Source organism: Bacillus sp. FJAT-49711 (assembly GCF_018343715.1).
Taxonomy (GTDB): Bacteria; Bacillota; Bacilli; order Bacillales; family Bacillaceae_C; genus Lederbergia.
Genome location: NZ_JAGYPL010000003.1, coordinates 150,769 through 171,362, shown reverse-complemented (window position 1 = coordinate 171,362; position 20,594 = coordinate 150,769). Strand labels below are relative to the sequence as shown.

General features: G+C 37.6%; 22 protein-coding genes, 1 pseudogene and 1 riboswitch. Of the genes and pseudogenes, 20 read left to right on the top strand and 3 right to left on the bottom strand.

All coding sequences use genetic code 11. The features are described 5' to 3' along the window. Nucleotides 1-6 precede the first annotated feature (6 nt). The 13 genes and pseudogenes from KHA96_RS14865 (at nucleotide 7) to KHA96_RS14805 (ending at nucleotide 11,025) form a co-directional block, all read left to right on the top strand. Entirely contained in the window at nucleotides 7-705 is a 699-nt protein-coding gene (locus tag KHA96_RS14865) for a hypothetical protein (protein ID WP_213130112.1), read from the top strand. Nucleotides 706-875: 170 nt separating this feature from the next. Then, nucleotides 876-1,100 (top strand): hypothetical protein, encoded by a 225-nt coding sequence (locus tag KHA96_RS14860; protein ID WP_249315638.1) that lies wholly within the window; start codon nucleotides 876-878, stop codon nucleotides 1,098-1,100. Between the two features lie 183 nt (nucleotides 1,101-1,283). Further along, on the top strand, nucleotides 1,284-1,655 hold the full coding sequence (locus tag KHA96_RS14855; RefSeq protein ID WP_213130110.1) for a hypothetical protein: 372 nt from the start codon (nucleotides 1,284-1,286) through the stop codon (nucleotides 1,653-1,655). A gap of 35 nt (nucleotides 1,656-1,690) precedes the next feature. Further along, complete coding sequence (locus tag KHA96_RS14850) at nucleotides 1,691-2,344, top strand: pyridoxine/pyridoxamine 5'-phosphate oxidase (RefSeq protein WP_213130109.1); 654 nt, start codon at nucleotides 1,691-1,693, stop codon at nucleotides 2,342-2,344. Between the two features lie 151 nt (nucleotides 2,345-2,495). Then, a riboswitch (TPP riboswitch) is annotated at nucleotides 2,496-2,604 on the top strand. A 260-nt stretch (nucleotides 2,605-2,864) separates the two neighbouring features. After that, a complete protein-coding gene (locus KHA96_RS14845; RefSeq protein WP_213130628.1) occupies nucleotides 2,865-3,473 on the top strand; it encodes a YkoF family thiamine/hydroxymethylpyrimidine-binding protein in 609 nt (202 codons plus the stop codon). Nucleotides 3,474-3,484: 11 nt separating this feature from the next. Further along, a pseudogene (locus tag KHA96_RS14840) lies at nucleotides 3,485-4,062 on the top strand (ECF transporter S component). Further along, nucleotides 4,059-5,708 (top strand): ABC transporter ATP-binding protein, encoded by a 1,650-nt coding sequence (locus KHA96_RS14835; RefSeq protein WP_213130108.1) that lies wholly within the window; start codon nucleotides 4,059-4,061, stop codon nucleotides 5,706-5,708. Before KHA96_RS14840 ends, KHA96_RS14835 begins: the two are co-directional and overlap by 4 nt. Then, complete coding sequence (locus tag KHA96_RS14830) at nucleotides 5,680-6,471, top strand: energy-coupling factor transporter transmembrane component T family protein (RefSeq protein WP_349305769.1); 792 nt, start codon at nucleotides 5,680-5,682, stop codon at nucleotides 6,469-6,471. The genes KHA96_RS14835 and KHA96_RS14830 overlap by 29 nt, the downstream gene beginning before the upstream one ends. Nucleotides 6,472-6,671: 200 nt before the next feature. Beyond that, the gene (locus KHA96_RS14825; protein WP_213130626.1) at nucleotides 6,672-7,367 is read left to right on the top strand and encodes a response regulator transcription factor; all 696 of its coding nucleotides are present in this window, start codon (nucleotides 6,672-6,674) and stop codon (nucleotides 7,365-7,367) included. A gap of 3 nt (nucleotides 7,368-7,370) precedes the next feature. Continuing rightward, nucleotides 7,371-8,306, top strand: a complete 936-nt coding sequence (locus tag KHA96_RS14820) for a sensor histidine kinase (RefSeq protein ID WP_213130107.1) — start codon at nucleotides 7,371-7,373, stop codon at nucleotides 8,304-8,306. A gap of 141 nt (nucleotides 8,307-8,447) precedes the next feature. Continuing rightward, nucleotides 8,448-9,371: an ATP-binding cassette domain-containing protein gene (locus KHA96_RS14815; RefSeq protein ID WP_213130106.1), complete on the top strand. Its 924-nt coding sequence runs from the start codon at nucleotides 8,448-8,450 to the stop codon at nucleotides 9,369-9,371. Beyond that, complete coding sequence (locus KHA96_RS14810; protein WP_213130105.1) at nucleotides 9,364-10,041, top strand: ABC transporter permease; 678 nt, start codon at nucleotides 9,364-9,366, stop codon at nucleotides 10,039-10,041. The genes KHA96_RS14815 and KHA96_RS14810 overlap by 8 nt, the downstream gene beginning before the upstream one ends. Before the next feature lie 111 nt (nucleotides 10,042-10,152). Then, entirely contained in the window at nucleotides 10,153-11,025 is an 873-nt protein-coding gene (locus KHA96_RS14805; RefSeq protein ID WP_213130104.1) for a GNAT family N-acetyltransferase, read from the top strand. 153 nt (nucleotides 11,026-11,178) lie between these two features. Here the strand turns inward: KHA96_RS14805 and KHA96_RS14800 are convergent, their stop codons facing one another. Next, nucleotides 11,179-12,132: a DMT family transporter gene (locus KHA96_RS14800; RefSeq protein ID WP_213130103.1), complete on the bottom strand. Its 954-nt coding sequence runs from the start codon at nucleotides 12,130-12,132 to the stop codon at nucleotides 11,179-11,181. A 635-nt stretch (nucleotides 12,133-12,767) separates the two neighbouring features. Between KHA96_RS14800 and KHA96_RS14795 the strand changes: the two genes are divergently transcribed. The 3 genes from KHA96_RS14795 to KHA96_RS14785 all read left to right on the top strand — a co-directional run bounded on the left by KHA96_RS14795 (nucleotide 12,768) and on the right by KHA96_RS14785 (nucleotide 15,504). Continuing rightward, nucleotides 12,768-13,253 (top strand): DinB family protein, encoded by a 486-nt coding sequence (locus KHA96_RS14795; RefSeq protein WP_213130102.1) that lies wholly within the window; start codon nucleotides 12,768-12,770, stop codon nucleotides 13,251-13,253. Between the two features lie 213 nt (nucleotides 13,254-13,466). Next, the gene (locus KHA96_RS14790; RefSeq protein WP_481748249.1) at nucleotides 13,467-14,669 is read left to right on the top strand and encodes an MFS transporter; all 1,203 of its coding nucleotides are present in this window, start codon (nucleotides 13,467-13,469) and stop codon (nucleotides 14,667-14,669) included. An 88-nt stretch (nucleotides 14,670-14,757) separates the two neighbouring features. Next, complete coding sequence (locus KHA96_RS14785) at nucleotides 14,758-15,504, top strand: hypothetical protein (RefSeq protein WP_213130101.1); 747 nt, start codon at nucleotides 14,758-14,760, stop codon at nucleotides 15,502-15,504. A 26-nt stretch (nucleotides 15,505-15,530) separates the two neighbouring features. On the opposite strand, the gene KHA96_RS14780 is transcribed toward KHA96_RS14785, so the two are convergent. After that, nucleotides 15,531-15,686, bottom strand: coding sequence for a hypothetical protein (locus KHA96_RS14780; protein WP_213130100.1), 156 nt, complete (start codon nucleotides 15,684-15,686; stop codon nucleotides 15,531-15,533). A gap of 152 nt (nucleotides 15,687-15,838) precedes the next feature. Between KHA96_RS14780 and KHA96_RS14775 the strand changes: the two genes are divergently transcribed. The 4 genes from KHA96_RS14775 (at nucleotide 15,839) to KHA96_RS14760 (ending at nucleotide 19,529) form a co-directional block, all read left to right on the top strand. After that, nucleotides 15,839-16,201 (top strand): hypothetical protein, encoded by a 363-nt coding sequence (locus tag KHA96_RS14775; protein ID WP_213130099.1) that lies wholly within the window; start codon nucleotides 15,839-15,841, stop codon nucleotides 16,199-16,201. 130 nt (nucleotides 16,202-16,331) lie between these two features. After that, nucleotides 16,332-17,327 carry an ABC transporter substrate-binding protein gene (locus KHA96_RS14770; protein ID WP_213130098.1) on the top strand — a complete coding sequence of 332 codons (996 nt, stop codon included), beginning with the start codon at nucleotides 16,332-16,334 and terminating at the stop codon, nucleotides 17,325-17,327. A 112-nt stretch (nucleotides 17,328-17,439) separates the two neighbouring features. Beyond that, on the top strand, nucleotides 17,440-18,300 hold the full coding sequence (locus tag KHA96_RS14765) for an ABC transporter permease (protein WP_213130097.1): 861 nt from the start codon (nucleotides 17,440-17,442) through the stop codon (nucleotides 18,298-18,300). Next, nucleotides 18,297-19,529: a quaternary amine ABC transporter ATP-binding protein gene (locus tag KHA96_RS14760; protein ID WP_213130096.1), complete on the top strand. Its 1,233-nt coding sequence runs from the start codon at nucleotides 18,297-18,299 to the stop codon at nucleotides 19,527-19,529. Before KHA96_RS14765 ends, KHA96_RS14760 begins: the two co-directional genes overlap by 4 nt. Nucleotides 19,530-19,595: 66 nt before the next feature. On the opposite strand, the gene KHA96_RS14755 is transcribed toward KHA96_RS14760, so the two are convergent. Next, complete coding sequence (locus KHA96_RS14755; RefSeq protein ID WP_213130095.1) at nucleotides 19,596-20,192, bottom strand: AAA family ATPase; 597 nt, start codon at nucleotides 20,190-20,192, stop codon at nucleotides 19,596-19,598. Nucleotides 20,193-20,594 lie beyond the last annotated feature (402 nt).

Genomic DNA, 20,594 nt, shown 5'->3' with positions numbered 1-20,594 from the left:
AAAAGAATGGAATCTAGTTATAGTTTAGAGATCGATTTAGTCGACACAAAACAAAATGAAAAAGATTTATCGTTTATCGGAGGCCAACCTTGCATTCCGGAATCAATGGAAATTCCAGCGTGCCAAATATGCGGAGCAAAACAAACATTCTTTTTTCAAATTGCCTTTCCGCAAGACCATTTTTGGCATGGTTTTACGATGGCCGTATTTGCCTGTACTTCTTGTGCACATGAGGAGTATCTTATTCCTGAAATGCTGCAAGAGGTTCTGCCAGGCATAAATATTCCAAAAGGCTTCCTTGAAACATATCAGAAAAACTTTAAAATAAATATTTTTGAAACAAAAGAAGGCGTCATTAGAATAGATTATAAAGAGAAGGTTCGATTTCAACGTTGGAATTTCACACCTACATCAGATATCCACTTTGCTCATAATAAGCTAGGTGGTCATCCTAAATGGTTGTTGGACGATGAATCGCCGGGAACTTATATGGATTCAATACCTATGTTTTTTTTGATGCAGCTTATGGAAGGAATGAGATTTGAAATTGTAGAGGATGCGCCCCCACAAATAATATTAAATTTAAGAGGGAAACCAGAGCCCTCGAAGCATCGTTATTATGAACTTTTTCTATCCAATTATTTATACTTTTTTGGAACAAAAGATCGTTCAATGCCACTTGTTTATGTTCTTACGCAAATATAAAGTATGAAGCCAGTCGCAATGTGACAGTACGGATTTATGTAAAGGTATGAACTTTATCAAAATGTGTGGTCGTGATGATAATGATGCAAAAGAAAAAGCTTTATATCTATTCTGGATGCATCTGGTGTATTCTTTTCGGATTAATGAGTTTTTATTGGGCTTTAGGAGGAATGGCAGGAGTCAAATCATTAGGTGGTTCAATCTATGAGCATGCATTGAAAAGGGAAGCTGCTTTTATAGCAATCGTTTGGATAACGGGATTTATGAAGCTAGGTAGAGGTCTTTTTTTGCTGCTGCTTTTAAAGGAGTGGTCGATTAAAGTACATCGCATACTATTTTACACAGCCTTAATCGGGGGTTGTTTTTATTTTTGTACGGTCTTGCTAATGCTATAACTCTCTCATTTGTTTTTACTGGATTATTATCAATGCAGATTGATGGTTATGCACTTAAGTGGAGACTCTTTTTCTGGGAGCCATTTTGGATGTTTGGCGGAGTTTTGTTTATTTTATCTAATTTTAACTTTAAACAATAGTTTCAGGTGGCTAGGGACAAAAACGAAACAAGGGGCTGATATTATGAAGGGTCATATCTTTCGGGTTTCAGAAATAGTACTCGGTTTGGTCTTTTTATGTGCCGGTCTGAATGGGTATTTTGTTTTGTTCGGATTCAATCCTATCTTTCCAACTAGTCCAAAGGCAATGGAATTTTTGGGAACTGGCTATTTACTAGCTCTTGAAAAAACGCCGGAAATTATTTGCGGCATTCTTTTATTAATTCGCCGTTTCATCCCTTTAGCATTAACAATTCTAGCACCTATTCTTATTAACATTCTTGCGTTTCATATTTTCATAGATCAAGCCCTTCTCCCACTTGCTTTATTGCTAATTGTGATGGAGGTCATGTTAATATGGAAATACAGAAAGAATTTTATTGGCTTACTTAATTAGTGCCAGGCACAAGATGCTGAAAGGAGATGTAGGATTTGAGTAGTATAAAGAATCTTCTCAGAAACCTGAAAGTATTAAACGGTTCATTTAGTGATTTTCATACAGACAATGTACCGGAAACTCCGCACGAGTTATTTATTAAATGGCTACATACAGCAATTAGGGAGGACGTGCTTGAACCACATGCGATGACGATTTCTACCGTCGATCATGATGGGTATCCAGACGCGCGAGTATTAATTTTAAAAAATATTGACGATAATGGATGGTATTTTGCGACTAGCTCCGAGAGTAGAAAAGGCAAGCAATTAGCTGAACAATCAAAGGTTGCTCTTACCTTTTACTGGCCCGCACTTGGAAAGCAAGTAAGGATACGAGGAACTGCCGTCGAAACGGGAAGCGAAAGGAGCGCAGCCGATTTTTTAGAAAGAAGCGACATGGCTCGTGCAACTGCCATGATTGGCAAGCAAAGCAATCCCCTCTTGAACAAAGAAGAATTAAACAAAGCTCTCGATCAAAAAATCGATAACGTTAAAAGCAATCCCGATTCAATATATCCCCAATGGAAACTATACTGTGTACATGCCAATCAAGTCGAATTTTGGCAAGGCAATCCCGATCGAAAACACACTAGACTACAATACCGAATCCATGATAACCAATGGACCCATGAACTTCTCTGGCCCTAATTGTTTCGGTGCCAGGCACTCAAACAACTTTGAAACAATTCAGAATTGTCCGGTGCCTGGCATCGGACTTGTATACTAGGTACTTAGGGATATTTACTTTTTTGTTGTTACTAGCTACGATATATGGCGAGCGATAAAAACTGCATAGAGGTTGTTGCACTAGGGGAGCCGCAAAGGCTGAGAAGAGCGAGGAGGAGCGTTCTAGTCCCTTATTACCCGATCTGGATAATGCCAGCGTGGGGAAGTGCAGCTTATGACGGTATTGTTTTGTAATTTTCCGTATACTGCTGCATCTTCCATTGAGATGCAGTTTTTTTATTGTTCTTGTTAAGAAATTTATAAATTAGAAACTTTGTGGATAACACTCTGAGAAATACGTTTTCGCCTAGCTCCAGTGCCTATCGACTAGCAAACTTCCTGTGCTTTGCCCTACGATAAGTCAAAGGCCCTGAAGTTTGTACGTCGATGAACAGGCGCTTGCGCTTTTGGTCAGAGAACTAAAAAAATGGAGGTATGAATGTTGACTCAAGTTTGTGGAACAAGTCGTATTGTTGGTTTCAGGTTTTCACTCTATCCAATGAGTGATCAGTTTGTTGATGTGATCAAGGGTGCTTTAAACGAGACGGATACATCAAAAGTGTGGTTAAAAACGGATGATATTAGTACGTGTATTCGTGGAAAGGCGGTGCATGTATTTGATGTCGCGAAAGCCGTATATTTATATGCCGCAAAAACAGGGCTGCATGTTGTATTGAACGGGACTTTTTCAATTGGTTGCCCAGGCGATTCAGATGGATATTCGTATATGTCGGTAGATGATGAGCAGATGAACGAAGCTGCTTTGTCTGATATAAAAATCGAGGCGCCAACTCAGTTTGCGCTCTATCCGATGAATGATTCACGTTATATGGATTTGATCGCGGAGACAATTGAGATTGCAAAGGGAAAAGGAATATTCTCTGGAGGCATACACTACGCGAGCCGGCTTGATGGGGACGCACATGATGTATTTTCGACATTGGAACATTCATTTATGACCACTCAGGAAAAAGTAAGCCATGTCACAATGACAGTGAATATTGCCGCTAACAGCCCTTCAAGAAAGCAAATGAAAAGCCAACTAGATTAGGAGGATGTGAAATGTTTAAATGGAATTTGCGAGAAATTGTCGTTATGTCTACGCTGGCTGTTGCTTTCGCTATCGTCTATTTATTATTTTTCCAAGTGGGAAGCATCTTGGTTGGCTTTATGGGGCCAATAGGATATGAACCGATTTTTGGAATTTGGTTTATTGTTTCGATTATTTCAGCTTATATTATTAGAAAACCCGGAGCTGCCTTTTTATCTGAGACAATCTCCGCTTTCGTGGAAGTTTTAATAGGGAATGTGAATGGTCCGAGATTAATATTATCCGGGATGATTCAAGGATTGGGTGCGGAGGTGGTTTTTGCGGCTACAGGATGGAAACGTTATACCATCCCAGTTTTAATGGCGGCTGGTATGGGGTCATCCATTTTTGTTTCGCCTGGGGTTATTTCCTCTCTGGCTTTCAAGCATTATCACCTCAATATGTTTTATGGATGTTGATCATTCGAATCATCTCCGGAGCTTTGTTAGCAGGGTTATTTGGCAAATATATAAGCGATACGCTGGCGAAGACGGGAGTGCTAAACGGAATGGCACTAGGGAAAGAAAGGAAAAGGAGAAAGGCAGCATGAACCATTTGCTGGAAATAAGTCATTTTTCCTTTTCTTATGATGAATCAGAAACACCCATCTTAAATGATATTTCTTTTTCAATCGAAAAAGGGGAAACTCTTTTACTCATGGGTCAGAGTGGATCAGGTAAAAGTTCGCTTGCTCTATGCATCAATGGACTTTTCCCTAGATCCATTGATGGAATTAGTAAAGGCGATATTTACTTATTCGGTAAAAAAGTAGATGAATATTTACCGGGAGAAGTTAATCACATGGTCGGCATCGTGTTTCAGGATCCTGAAACCCAATTCTGTATGTTGACCGTAGAAGATGAAATTGCTTTTGGATTGGAAAATATGAATTTGGCCCGTGAGGAAATGGCTGAAAGGGTCAAATGGGCAGCGAGCTTAATGGGGATAGACAATAATTTATCTGCCAAAATAGCGACTCTTTCTGGAGGAATGAAACAAAAAGTCGCATTGGCTTGTGTATTAGCAATGAAACCAAAGTTAATCATTTTAGATGAGCCGACAGCTCTGCTTGATCCTTTGTCCACTAAAGAATTTGCTGAAACGATTCAGCGTCTGCAAAAAGAATTACAGTTTTCTCTTATCGTCATTGAGCATAAGCTAGATCATTGGCTTAGCTTTATCGATCGGTGCATAGTTCTTTCAGACTTCGGAAAAATCATATTTGTCGGGCACCCGCGAAACTGCTTCCAATCTCACCTAAATCTATTAAAAGAACGCGGTATATCATTGCCGCAAGCTCTTTTATTTAAAGAGAAATTTTCAAATTCAAATGCAATCCCTTTTACAGTTGACGAACTCGTTGAGGCGCTGGATGAAATCCCACATATAATAGAAAAACCATGCTTTCCTAAAGAAAATATACTAGAAGCTAGAAATCTTACTTTTTCGCGAAAAAAGAAATGTATTTTACAAAACATCAATGTTAATATTCCAAAAGGTGCCCTTACTGCGATAGTCGGGCCGAATGGAGCTGGAAAAACGACACTTTCATATGTATTGAGCGGCTTGGAAAAACCGGAAACAGGAAAAGTTTTATTGGGAAATCGTAATTTAGCAGCCTATTCAAATTTGGAGTTAAGTAAAAAGCTTGGCTATGTTTTTCAAAATCCTGAACATCAATTCATGACTGAATCTGTTTATGAGGAGGTGGCTTTTTCACTGAAAATGCAGAGAATGGATGAAAAACAAATGAAAGAGATAATAGATGAAGTTCTCGTGTCATTTAGGCTAAATCATGTTGAACATCATCATCCTTTTTCACTTAGTCAAGGGCAGAAAAGAAGGCTGAGTGTCGCAACGATGCTTGTGGATGAACAATCTTTTTTAATTTTAGATGAACCTACTTACGGACAAGATGCTAATACGACAAAAGAGCTGATGAATATGATTGAAAAACGGCTGCAATCTGGAGTTTCAGCTTTGATGATTACCCATGATATGGAACTTGTTGATTCATATGCAGATCAAACGATCGTATTAGTTGGCGGAGAAGTGATTTTTCAAGGAACTCCTTATCAACTCTTCACGAGTCCGAAAGAATGGCTGGAAAAGGCACAGCTTCAACTGCCTGTAAAATATGAAGTAATAAAACAATGGGAACAGCGGGGTGAGCGATTTGCAGCTGCATTCCGTTAACCCTAGTATAAAAGCGCTGGCAGTCATCATTCTTGTATTGTGCATTTCATTTGTATTTGATCCAGTGACTCCGTTTCTACTATGGCTCTTCATTTTGGCCGTAACCTTTTTGTTTGGGAAGATAAAGCTAAAAAGATGGCTGCTCTTTTTCCTTCCTTTTTTCATATTGGCTTTCGGCTATATATGGACAACAGCCGTATTTTCCCATCCCCCATCGGAAATAGAGACAATCGATCTATTGAAAATTGGACCCATCACCATTACTAACTATGGTCTCTCTATTGGATTAGCTCTTGGACTACGGGTACTGTGCTTTACTAGTTTATCTCTGCTATTCGTTATGACAACAAATCCGATTCACTTCATTTTAAGTCTCGTTCAGCAGTGTAAAATGCCTCCAAAACTGGCGTATGGCATTCTTGCAGGCTACCGATTTTTACCGCTGTTACATGAAGAATTAAATACGATCCGACGCGCTCACCAAATTAGAGGGGTCAATCGTATGGAAGGGTTAACTGGAAAACTGGCGTCAAAGACTAAACTGATCATCCCTTTACTCGCAAGCGCCATTCGAAAAGCTGAGCGAACAGCGATTGCAATGGAATCAAAAGGATTTACCGGATCACGAAATCGCACGTACTTTCATAAAATATCCGTCTGTAAAAAAGACTGGGCTTTTTTAAGCATAATGGTCTGTCTCTTTTTCGCCAGCTTGTTCATTTCCATGATGGTTCGAATATTTTTAGGAATAGGAGAAATATAGATTATTAATCCAATATTTTTTGAGGAGTTTTGATAAGGGCGCGCTTCTTAAGCAAGAAGGCGTCTTCTTTTATCCGTTCATCCAAGGGCAGAAGGAGGAGTTTTTGCGTGAGTAGCGAAATAGTTTTTTTAAGGTAAAAAGTTTATTTGTCAATTTTTATAAATTTGGTGATATTCGCACAAAAGAATGGAAGTGAAAATGTGCAAAGGAATGTTTTGCTTGTAGAGGATGATAGAGATATTAGTAAATTGGTTGAAAGCCACTTGGAACAGGAGAATTTTACGGTGTTTACAGCCTTTGACGGCGAGGAAGCATTGGCTCTTCTTAATAAAAATAAGGTAGATTTAATTTTACTTGATTTAATGCTTCCTAAGCTAAGTGGAATGGATTTTCTAAAGCAGATCAGAATATCAAGTTTAGTTCCTGTTTTGATTATTTCAGCAAAAGGGAGTGACATAGATAAAGCATTAGGTTTAGGGTTTGGTGCGGACGATTATATCAGCAAGCCTTTTTCTATGGTTGAACTTACTGCCCGGGTGCATGCAGCCATTCGAAGGGCTACACAATATCTTCCTTCAGAGAATGAACCTACTTCAGAGATCCTTTATTTTAAAGAGCTTTCTCTCGACTTAAAAACCTTCTTGGCCCAAGTTAAGGAGCAGAGTGTGCAGCTTACATCAAAGGAATTTCACATTTTAAAGCTATTTATGACCAATCGGAACAGGGTGTTTACAAAGGAGCAAATTTACCGTCTCATTTGGGAAGATGATTATTATGGAAATGAAAATGTGATTAACGTCCATATTAGAAGACTACGGGAAAAAATAGAAGAAGATCCGTCCAATCCGCAATACATTCAAACAATATGGGGAATCGGATACAAATTAGGTGAATAACGTATGGTCCTTTTATTAAGTATCATCATCATTGTTTTGTTAGTGATTATTGTAGTACAGTCATATTTTAGAAGAAAAATGAAGAGGGAGCTTATTGAAATACAGAAAAAGCTCTCCGATATTATTGAACAGAAGACAACCGAAAAAGTGTTAATACAAACAGATCAGAAAACTATTAAACTATTCCTCATTCAAATTAACCGTCTTTTAGATTACAATCAACAAGTAATCGCGGACTATGTAAAAACGAAAGACAGCTTAAGAAAACTACTGTCTAACATGTCTCACGATTTGAAAACCCCATTAACCGTAATTTTAGGCTATGTTGAAAAATTAAATCTAGACAATAATATGAGTATGGAAGAACGGAGGCAAGTCCTGAACCGTCTTCATCAAAAAACGAAAGATGTAATAGAACTGCTCAATCAATTTTTTGATCTTGTGAAACTTGATTCGGGGGATTACCCATTCCCTCTAAGCAGGATTTCTATTAATGAAATTTGCAGAAAAAATGTGTTGGAGTTTTATGACATGCTGCAATCGAAAAATCTTCATGTGGATGTTAATATTCCAGAACAATATTATTACATTCTTGGAAATGAGGAGGCATTAAACCGGGTCTTAAGCAATCTTATCTCCAACGCCATCCGCTATGGAAGTGATGGAGGGGTGTTTGGGCTAGACGTTAGGGAAGATGGGGATGAAATTGCAATTGATATTTGGGATAAAGGGAAGGGAATTGCAAAGGTGCATCAAGAACAGGTGTTTGAACGGTTATATACTCTGGATGATGCGAGAAACCCTGAATTTCAAGGTAGTGGGCTTGGATTAAGCATAACAAAACACTTAATAGAAGCTATGAAAGGTTCTATCCACTTAAGCAGCAAGCCATATGAAAAAACGGTCTTTACGTGTCTTTTCAATCGAATTACGTATTAATCCTTTTCAGAAGAGGTGTTCAGTTGGAACAACCTCTTTTTTGCTACAACAAAAAACTTAAGAATTTTGTAAGGATTGAGAAAGAAATAAGATATTTTTGTTGCTTATGATGATAGCAGATGCAGGAAGGGAGAAATCTCAATGAATAGTGTATTGAAAACAACAAGTCTCACAAAAAAGGGAAAAGGAAAAAAGTTAGTAGATAATATGAATCTTCACATTCAAAAAGGAGAAATTTATGGTTTTCTCGGTCAAAATGGTGCTGGTAAAACAACGATTATGAAAATGCTCACCGGAATAACGAAGCCAACAAGTGGCGAGATAGAGTTATTTGGCCAAAGACTTACAGAACGTTCGAAGTTTCTTTTAAAGAGAGTCGGAAGTATTATAGAATATCCGATCTTTTTTGAGCACTTAACTGCGGTTGAAAACTTGAAGCTCCATTGTGAATATTTAGGATATTATGATGATAAAGGAATAAAACAAGCGTTGGATATGGTTCATTTAAAAGGGATCGAGGATAAATACGTAAAGGAATTTTCCCTTGGGATGAAGCAACGGCTTGGAATAGCTAGAGCTATTATTACAAAACCTGAACTGATTATTTTAGATGAGCCCACAAATGGTCTTGATCCTATTGGAATAAAAGATACTAGGGATTTAATCTTAATGCTCAACAAGGAATACGGGATAACCTTTATTCTATCTAGTCATATTTTAGGAGAAATGGAACAGGTTGTGGATAGGATAGGCGTTATTGATAATGGAAGATTGCTAAATGAAGTTACATTAGAAGATATTCAAAAGCAGCGAACAGATTACATCGAGCTTTTAACAACGGAAGTACAAAAAACGCTTTATTTACTAGAAAATGAACTTCATATTTCGAATATGAAATTGTTTCAAGGGAATAGGATTCGGATATATGATCTGACCCGTTCTCAAAGTGATATTACTAAACTGTTAATTCAACATAATATTGGCATTGAAGAAATCCAAAAACATACGAGCTCCTTAGAAGACTATTTTTATGAGCAAATTAATGGGGGGAAACAAATTGTTTAAATTAATGTTATTAGAATGGAGAAAGTTAAAACGACTTTCTGTTATTGGTGAAGTCATCATTTACTGGCTTATTCTTATGTTTATGCCTCTGTTTTTTATAAAAATGGTAATGCCTGATTTTGGTGAAAGCTATGCTGCAGCGATTGAACTAAACTTGTTTATTCAAATGGGATTCATCTTGTTTGGGGGATCTCTTATCAATCAGGTTTTCATCGAAGAATATAAAAATAAAACAATCTCTCTTTCTTTCGGATATCCTATTAGCCGAAAGAAATTATTTATGGCAAAAGTACTGTTTATCTCGCTTCTTGTCTTTCTTACTACGATTATTTCCTTTATTTTTACAGGTTTGACAACCTATATGCTTGATCAGGTTTTTTCTATTATTAACGGAAATCCAACTAACTCTGATATAATCACCTATTTTACTAGTAGTATTACTCGTTCACTTATTATTACTTTGATTAGTTTCATCCCACTCTTTCTTTTTGGGATATTGAAAAGATTAACTGTTCCAACTGTCACATGCTCAATATTAGCTATGCAATTACCAAATTTCTCGTCATTCTTACATCTTGAACCAGAGTTTGTTATTACAGTAATGTGCATATTAGGGGCACTAAGTGTGTATCTTTCCATTAAAACAGCAGAGAGCGTTGGGGAGATATAGTCTTAAAATGCATAAGGGGTATAAATGTTAGGATTGAACAGATTTCCCGATAAAAGCACGGTGTCAAAAAGATAGTTACAAATATCAAGAAGAATCGAGGAGATTACATAAATGGATAAACCTGTAATTCGAACTTATAAAAATTCGAGCGATTTAAAACGAATGCAGAAACTTACACAGGCTATATGGTCACTAGAATCTAATTACCATATTGGCGATTTAGCTTGGCAACGTTTTCGACACGCTGGGCGTGAGAATGAATGGATTACTGCAATATGGGAAATGGGTGATAGACCAGTGGCTTGGGGGTGGGTAAAATTACCTGACAGTTTAATGTTTCAAGTTGACCCCAATTTTTCCGAGTTATCCAAGGATGTCATTGAGTGGTTTGATACGACCGAAGCCAATGAACAAAGGGTAACAGTTCTAGAAACTGAATCCCATCTTATTTCAGCAATAGAGGATTCATTATTCAGCCCATTAGAAGAAACACCTGAAGTTCTCACAAAAATTTCATTAGACAGTTGTCCTTTCCCTGTTAATTTGCCAGATGGATTTAAAGCACGATATCTCAAGGGGGATGAAGATTTAATAAATAGAGTACGGGCACAGAGGGCTGCATTCACGCCATCAAGAGTCACTGAAGAAAGCTACCGGAATGTTATGAATACCTATCCTTATGATCCTTCTCTTGATTGGGTACTAGAAACCCCTGATGGTGAGTTTGCAGCATTTTGTTTAATTTGGTTTGGTGAAATTAATAAGGTAGGTTTACTGGAGCCTGTGGGCACGGATCCAAAATTTTGGAGGATGGGGTTAGGCAGTTCCGTTTGTAAGCTTGCTCTCAATGCTTTGCATGATAAAGGGGCAGACACTGCCATTGTTGTTTGTACTTCCCCTAAAACACATAAATTTTATGGGTCAATTGGGTTTGAGCCATTTGCTCAAACAAAATCATTTCATCGTCTTAAAAATATTTTATAAACTTCGCTTTTCTATTCCAAGTTAACTCATGATACATTCGCTAAGATAAAGTGTAATATACAATTTTTGTGTAAGATACAGGACTTACCTTCGTTCTTAATTCTTTTCTGATTTATGAATAAACGGAATAGTATACTAATCAGGTCTTTGATTCTAACTTTTTACGTTCCCCGAAACGAGGACAGAACCTAAAAGTACAATTAATGCACCTATAACAAATTGTAAGTTGATAGGAGTACCTATAAATATAATTTCAGTTACGATCGCCCAAAAAACATACGTGTTGTTAAGTGATTGAGCTCTAGCAGCACCAATTATATCAATGGACATATAGTATAAAGAATAGTTGGCAGCTCCTAATAAACCCGCTATCACGATTATCCAAACAATTTTTGTTGAGGAAACTTGAAAGACTAAAGGAAATCCATGAATAAATGGTACAATTAATAATCCATAGCATAGTGCGGAGGTCATCTGTCTTATATTAATGGCATAGAGTGGAACGGGAGGAATATCCTCTTTTCCTTTCATTCCCCAAGCACCAATCACCCCTTCAAGTCCCCAAAATATGGCGGCCCCTAATGAAAAAAGGATGCCGATGATAAAGTTGCTTTCAACGTTAAATTTTGAAGGCACATAGGCTAAAATAATCACTCCGATGATATTTGAAACAATACCAAGCCAAGTTTTTCCGTACATTTTTTCCTTCAAAAAAAAGAATGCGAGCAGAGCGCCAATTCCAGGAAATATAGAAGCAATACTTGCCGCATATGTCACTCCTGCATATTGAATACCGAGAAAATAAAAAGTCATGGCTAAAGGACCGCCAGACAATGCTCCTAGAACTAAAATCGCTCCGCTCTTTGTTTTTATTAATTTTAATACATTAAGAAACTCACCTTTTACAATCATCAATAAGGATATCCATAGTGCAGAGAAGAAGTCATGCATGAATGCAGCTATAATAGGAGCAAGAACAATCGCTTGTTTAAAAGGTGAGCTAGCGATGATAATGCCAATAATCACCGTATCTATTCCCCAAGCAACAGCTGAAACAGCTCCTAGACCTACGCCCATTCTCGGTTTTTTTATACTTTTTACATTCATTAATTTACCTCTTTCCAAAAATCATTTCGTTCACCATTTTATGAATTTTTAGGTATGTTGTTGGTAAAAAAAGAAAAAAAGAATGAACGTATCCCTTATCTGTTTCGGCTTGTTTATCTTTAATTTGTCTAGTAAGAATAATGTTTATTCCTCCTAAGGCTAAGTAATCCAAACTTCATAAGAGCGCAGTATTTTTCAAAATGTGGCATATTTCCTTTCTACTCTAGTGGATTTTATAAAATTATTATCTTACGAAATGGAAGTATTTATTTACTTTCACTGAATGCATCCATGTCTGGTGTAAAATAAGAAAGTATTGAAATCAAATCACAAACGCTGAAAAATTGTTTTTGATGGCTGGAATAATTTCTTGAAACGATAGAAAGATGACTACATTAAGCGGCAATATCTGTGTATCATGAAGACTGATTAATAGGTCGGGCATATTATTTTGACAGGAATGAGTAATGGTTCTCTTCGGTTTAATTGTTCGTCACGAAGGTATGTGGACAGAAGTCAAAAAGTATATCTACATATTGAACTGTTCGGCGAAAAGAATAATACTTCTTTGTATGAAAAATTGGATTGATAAAAATTTGTAGAGTTTAATCTAAACCCAAAATGGAGGGTTACGTATGCAGACTTTATTTCGTTATAATTGGCAAGTAAGAGAAGATTGGTATCACTGGTGTGAAGAAATCATGGAAGAAGAACTGCTTTTAAACAGGAGAGGTGGAGTAGGAGGGATTTTGCAAACGCTCTTTCACATTGTGGATGTTGAATGGAGCTGGATTCGAGTTCTTCAAGGGAAATCTGATTTTCAAGAGAGCTTTGAGGATTTCAAAAGCTTAGAAAAGGTAAGGAAGCTTGATGCAAAATTTAAACTGGAAGTAGAATCATTTGTTCTGAACTGGAATGAAAGCGTGGAGAATAATTTGCTCCACGATACTTTGCCAGATGGTCGGATAACGACTGATACGTGGGGAGAGGTTATGAGACATGTGATTGCTCATGAAATTCATCATATTGGCCAATTGTCCATTTGGGCTAGAGAATTAGGTAGACAGCCTATATCTGCCAATCTCATTGGAAGAGGGTTAACGCCATTAGCTGAAAAATAAAAATATCGTTTGAAGGGCCCAATCAAGTGCCCTTTTTTGCATAGATTAATATTTTTTGAAACATTTACATATACGAAGGAGAATCGTTTTTTAGGACATACTATCTTGTAGCAAAGGTAAATTTATATTGCAACGTTGTATATATAGGTGTATATTCAGTTTTAAGATATAAATTTACATATGTAAAGACAGGGGTATGCGAAGGTGAAAATAATAAAACCACAATCTACTATTTCACGTAATAAATTACTAGGTATCGCCGGTCTAGGATGGGCATTTGATGCAATGGACGTTGGGATATTATCATTTGTCATTGCAGCGTTGGCAATTGAATGGAATTTAACACCTTCCCAAATGGGTTGGATCGGCAGCATCAATTCAATTGGTATGGTTGTAGGTGCGTTAGTATTTGGAATGATGGCCGATAAGATTGGAAGAAAAAATGTTTTTATGTTAACACTAGTCCTATTTTCTGTTGGAAGTGGATTATCCGCACTTACAACAACATTAGCAGCGTTTATGATTTTGCGTTTTGTTGTTGGAGCAGGACTTGGAGGGGAATTGCCAGTTGCCTCAACGCTAGTTTCTGAAAGTGTCGAAGCGAAGGAAAGAGGACGCATTGTTGTTCTTTTAGAAAGCTTTTGGGCTGTTGGTTGGCTAGTTGCCGCCCTTATTTCATATTTCGTCATACCGGAATATGGTTGGAGAGTGGCACTCATTATAACAGCCTTTCCGGCATTTTATGCGATTTATTTGCGTTTGAAGCTGCCTGATTCCCCGCAGTTTTCAGCGAAGAAAAAAATGACTCAATCCGTTTTTCAAAATATCCGTGAAGTTTGGTCAAAAAAATATGTAAAAGCGACTGTTATGTTGTGGATTGTATGGTTCATGGTTGTTTTTTCGTATTACGGTATGTTTTTATGGCTGCCAAGTGTAATGGTGATGAAAGGTTTCAGTCTTATTAAAAGTTTTGAGTATGTGCTTATTATGACGCTTGCACAGCTTCCAGGCTATTTTACGGCTGCTTGGATTATCGAGAAAGTAGGGCGAAAATTTGTACTTTCCACATATTTACTCGGTACTGCAATAAGTGCATTAATTTTTGGAAACGCTGATACAACAGCGATCCTTCTTATTTCTGGTATATTCCTATCATTTTTTAACTTAGGTGCGTGGGGTGCGCTTTATGCATATACACCCGAGCAATATCCTGCCATCATTAGGGGAACTGGAGCAGGAATGGCAGCTGCTGCCGGTCGTGTTGGCGGTGTATTAGGACCGTTATTAGTCGGATCTCTTGTAGCCGCAAAATTCGATATTGGCATTGTTTTCGGGATTTTCTGTATCGCGATAATCATTGGTGTACTTGCAGTTGTTTTTTTAGGCAAAGAAACAAAGCAAACTGAATTGACATAAAAATAATAATTGTCATCATGACTATTGTGCCCCCTCCATCCACCCAATGCATAAGATAATACAATCATGCATTAAGGGGTGAAATGGAGTGGGGTTATTTATTAATAACAATGACCATCCAGAAGTTTATAAAAATGTGAAAAATATTCAGGCGCCTAATCAAGAATTATATAAAATGGACTATTTATCAGAACTGATTATCCAGCAGCGTGAAGCGAATGAAGCATTAACTCATTCCTTCCTTGATTTAAAAATTTTATACGAACAGCAGGAAAAAACTCATACTAATCAGTGGTCTGAAATTGGAAATCAATTAGATGAACTTCGGGATATTCATTTGAAACACGAAAAGTTTGAAGGTGAAGTCATTGATTGGCTTGCGAAGCTGGATGATAAAAGTGATCAAGAGAAAGAAAATGAACTCGCTTTAAAGAAAGAATGGCTGGATCAAATGACGAAATTAAATGAAATGAATGCTGAAATTGTCCAACGTTTGAAGCAATCCGAATCGGCTAATGAAGAATTACATTCAAAAATTAAACAACAGATCGAAATTCAAAAGGAGATGAAGGAAGACGTTTCTCAACAAAAAGTGCTTCAGGCTCAAGTATCTAGCAGATTGGAAAATCAAGAGGCATTAACGGAGAAAATATTAAGAGAAATAAGCCACCTTCGTTCGGTCCTATTTGAACGCGCCAGCTTTTTAGCCGATAAAATTGAAAATGGATTCAAGCTAACGTCCGCTTATGTATATAAGTTGATGAATGGGAACGACCAATCGTTAACATTATTAATGAATCCTGAAAAGAAAGAATCTAAAAAACAAGAAAGGTGATGCATTTTTTGCATCACCTGTTTGAATTATTTAACTATGTCTTTATTAGATAGGGGCAAAGAGATTACTTTTCCACCAATTTGGACATGAACATTATCTTTGAAAATAGCTTTCACGATTCCTTTTAAGGAGATGGCCGAATTAACAGTTATCCCTTGTTTATCCAAATTTTCTGCAGTCATACCATTACACGCCTCCCTTGTTCTTTGTGATAATGACAAAACGCATATCTAATAATAAAGTTTATGATAATTATAGTAAAAAACATCATGTTTTTTTGCAATTATAACATGAAACTTTATATAGATACTCTTATTTTGCTTAAAAATTTCAGTTGAAAAATTGGAAATGGAATATCCCTTGGATTAGCAAGAGTATTGACCGTTATAAGATAAAAAATACATGGGATATGCTGTTTAAAAAGTCAATTTTATATAGGATTTTTAAAGAAAAATGTAAATGGATATCATTTCAAGAAAAAGATGATGTTGCCTTCTTATGTCAATATCATCTTTTTTTAATGTTTATTATTTCGTATTTGTGGTATACATCATTAAACTTGATGATAACGGAGGATATGGCAGTAATTTTAATGAAAAGTCTTTGTAACATGACGAGAGGTTATGCAATGGAAGCATATGCGAATATACATCGTATTAAGTCATTTGTAATGATTTCAAAATCCCCGTACCATTAAATATAGGCGTTTATCCACTCCAGTGTCCAAGTTATTCTTCAGATTCTTTCTTCCATAAATCTATAAAGCTCTATTCTTTAAAAACAGCCTGTTTATTTTAAAAACTAAGAAAAAAAGGGGTTTATTTGTTATGCAAAAAATGTACATGATTGTGTTTACTAGTATGCTACTTTTATTATCTGCATGTAGCAGTGGTGCAAGCAAGGATAGTATTAAGGTAATAAAATTTGCCGATGCTGGCTGGGATAGTCTTCGTGTCCATAATAGCATCGCTCAGCTTATCGTCGAAGAAGGATACGGGTACGACACTGATGTAACAGTGGGTACTACGGCAGCAACTGTGCAAGCGTTGGAGCAAGGAGATATAAATGTCTACATGGAACTGTGGACAGATAATATTAAGGAAGTTTACGAAAAGGCAATTGAAAAAGGAAGTATTGTGAAAGCTTCGACTAATTTTGATGATAATGCTCAAGGGTTATATGTCCCAACATATGTGATTGAAGGGGATGCGGAACGGGGAATTGAACCAGTTGCCCCAGATTTAAAAACAGTTGAAGACTTGGCGAAATATCCTGATGTTTTTAAAGATCCAGAAGATCCAAGCAAAGGGCGTATTGTAGGGGCTCCGTCAAGCTGGGTGGTAAGTGAGCATTTAGCGACAAAGGTTGAAACATATGGTTTAGATGAAACTTATAATTACTTGGCACCCGGGTCGGATTCTGCCATTGTTGCATCTTTAGCAGGAGCTTATAAAAAGGGAGAGCCTTGGGTCGGCTATTATTGGTCGCCTACTTGGGTAACAGCAGGCTACGACTTAACACTTCTTGAAGATCATCCATATGATGAAAAAGTATGGGAAGAAAATAAAGGAACTGAATTCCCGCCGAATGATGTTGTCGTTGCGGTTCATAAAGATTTCCCAAATCAAGCGAAGGAAGTCTTTGAGTTTCTAAAAAAATATGAAACCAGCAATGATTTAACAGAGAAAGCGCTAGATTATATGGAAGAAAACGACGCCGAAGCAGATGACGCTGCGAAGTGGTGGATGCAGGAATATGAAGATATTTGGACTAAATGGGTACCTGAAGATGTTGCAAAGAAAGTGAATGACGCTTTGAAGTAAAAATAGATGAAAGAGCTGCATTAGCTTGCAGTTCTCGTCTTTTTTAAAGGCAGTATATATAAAAATTGTATTGGAAAGGTGTTGGAGGGCTGTTCTGTACAGCCTAATTCATATGAGTGAATTTCCTAATATACGCATACCAATTGGAAATGGCGTAGAAAAGTTTATAGATTTTTTAGCAGAAAATTTTAAAGCGCTTTTTGATTTTATTTTTGTTATCGCCTCAACGTCCATTAAGGGGCTGGAATCAGCTTTAATCTCCATTCCATGGTGGGTTTTCATCATTATTATTTTTTTGCTAGGATGGTATTTTACAAATTTGTATGGTGGCTTGCTATTTTCAGTTTTTATGTTTTTAGTCGGGTCTTTCGATCTGTGGCCGGAAATGATGACGACCGTTGCCATCGTATTGATCTCCGTTATTCTCTCTTTAATTATAGGAATCCCACTTGGAATTATAATGGCCTTCAATAAAGTTTTATCTCGAGCAATGCGGCCCTTGCTGGATGCAATGCAGACGATGCCTAGTTTTGTTTATTTAATTCCTGTCATCTTCTTTTTTCCGCTTGGAAACGTTCCGGCAGTGATCGCTACGGTTATTTATGCCTTGCCGCCTGTAAGCCGCTTAACGGAACTCGGGATCCGGAATGTTAACAAGGAAGTAGTTGAATCTGCGCAGTCTTTCGGATCTTCGACTATGCAAATGTTAGTTAAAGTTCAACTTCCACAAGCCTTGCCAACGATGATGGCTGGAATTAACCAAACAACGATGATGGCACTTGCGATGGCGGTCGTCGGTTCTATGGTTGGTGCGCAAGGACTTGGTGAACGAGTTTTATATGCGATTAATCGTATCGATATTTCTTTAGGATTTGAAGCGGGAATCAGTATTGTTTTCTTAGCAATCATCATCGACCGAATAACAGGTGGAATTGCTGAGCGTCTTCAGAAACACAGGAGGGAAGACTCGTGACAGTAAAAATGAAACTTGAAAATGTATCCAAAATATTTGGCAAAAGAGCAAAAAGAGTAATCCCTATGATCGAAAAGGGAGAATCTAAAAGTGATATTTTAGCGAAAACGGGTCATACCGTTGGCGTTTATAATGCATCCATGGAAATAATGGAAGGCGAAACCTTTGTTATTATGGGGCTTTCTGGAAGTGGAAAGTCAACCTTGATTCGATGCCTGAATATGCTGAATCGGCCAACTGCTGGCGCAATTTATGTTGATGGGGAAAATATTGTTGAATATAATGCACAGCAGCTAAAATACTATCGGCAAAAGAAAATTGCGATGGTGTTCCAGCACTTTGGTCTTTTTAGCCATCGTACCGTTCTTGGCAATATTGAATATGGCTTGGAAGTGCGGGGACTGCCGAAAGAGGAACGCCGAAAAATCGCCCAAAGTCATTTGGAAGTAGTTGGGTTGAAAGGGTATGAAGATAAGTATCAAGATGAACTTTCGGGAGGGATGCGGCAGCGGGTCGGGATTGCAAGAGCACTCGCAAATGATCCGGATATACTATTAATGGATGAGCCATTCAGTGCCCTTGACCCGTTAATTCGCAGGGAGATGCAGCTGGAACTGCTTGATATTCAAAATCGACTTCAGAAAACGATAATTTTTATAACTCATGATGTGAATGAAGCGTTTAAAATTGGAGATCGTGTCGCAGTAATGAAAGACGGAAATGTAGAACAAATTGGAACACCAGAGGAGATATTAGAGCAACCCGCGAACGAATATATTTCTGATTTTATAAAAGATATCGATCGTTCAAAAATATTACAAGCGGAACATATCATGGTGAAGCCATTTGGGTTAGTTTCGTTAAAAGACGGATTAAACGTAGCGATAAAAGTGATGAGGGAAAACGGAATATCGAGTGCCTTCGTCGTCGATAGAGGTCGGCGAATACAAGGTCTCGTGACGATTGATGGAGCAATTGAAGGGTTGAAGCAAAAGAAAACGTTGCAAGATGTTATGGATACGGACATCAACACGGTTGATCCTGCTGAATATGTGCAGGATATTATCCCGAAGGCATTGGAATCCAAATATCCGATTGTCGTCGTGGACGAAGAGCGGGTTATAAAGGGGATTATTTTAAGAGTACACGTATTGGCTAGTTTGGTCGGTGAAAATGGCAATGAAGCCGGCAGTGAAAGCGAAGGAGAGCATGATGAGAATTTAGGTTAATATTTTTAACATGAAGAGGTACATTGATCATATCGATATAATGTACCTCTTTTTTAACTTTCGCATCTATTTAAATATCCCGAATTCTTTTATTCCGGTGGACAGCCTATCGATTAACTTTTTGATTTTTGGTCGGCGGTCTGGCAGTAAGGTTATATTGGACAGTCTAGCAATCGTCTCAACGACCTCATCAATGGTCATAGTATCGGTTTGAATATGCTCCTGAAATGTTTCTTTCGATAAGCTTTCCAGCCGTCCCGCCATTTGTTCATGTGCCCATGAATTCTTTCCTTCTAATCTCTTTTTAAGTCTTTTTTCAATTGTCTCTTTCGAAGCAGACAAAGTAAAATGCTTAATCTCAATCCCGTCAGTTTTTAGGCGTCCAACAATTTCCTCAAAATATCTCTCATTTGTGAGAGTCATCGGAATAATGAGAACACCCCGATATTGTTCAGCCACTTGTTTCAATAAACGATAATTTGCCTCCCGCCATAACGCATAATCCTGAAAATCCCCCAACGCTATCTCCCTCGGCACATTCCTCATCAACACATAACCAAACCTCTCCGGATCATACACATGCGAATCCTCTATCCTCCGCTCCAACTCATACGCCGTCGTCGACTTACCCGACCCAAACGTCCCATTAATCCAAATAATCAAACCCGTCACTCCTTAATTGTTTCGGTGCCAGGCACCCGAACAATTCACCCAATTCCGAATTATTTCAGAGTTGTTTGGGTGCCCACTAGTGTTGCACGTTTGTAAAAAAATGTAAGGTCAGACTAAATATTAATTTTCCACCTTGCGGTAAAATAAAAAAACTCCTAATGTAGATAGGGAAAGACGACCTCATCAGTTCCCTACACTACAAAAGGAGCACGCAATGAATAGTGTAGATCAAGATTTAGTCTTTCGTCAATATTTATCTTTATTACCAGCCACAACACTGGCATGCCCATCCCATAATTACAACTTCACAAAATTATCGGATGAATCCTTAGTGAAAATATTTCTCCTTTCGACCCTCTTTCGCTGGGGTAGCCTTCGGGAAATCGAAGTAGC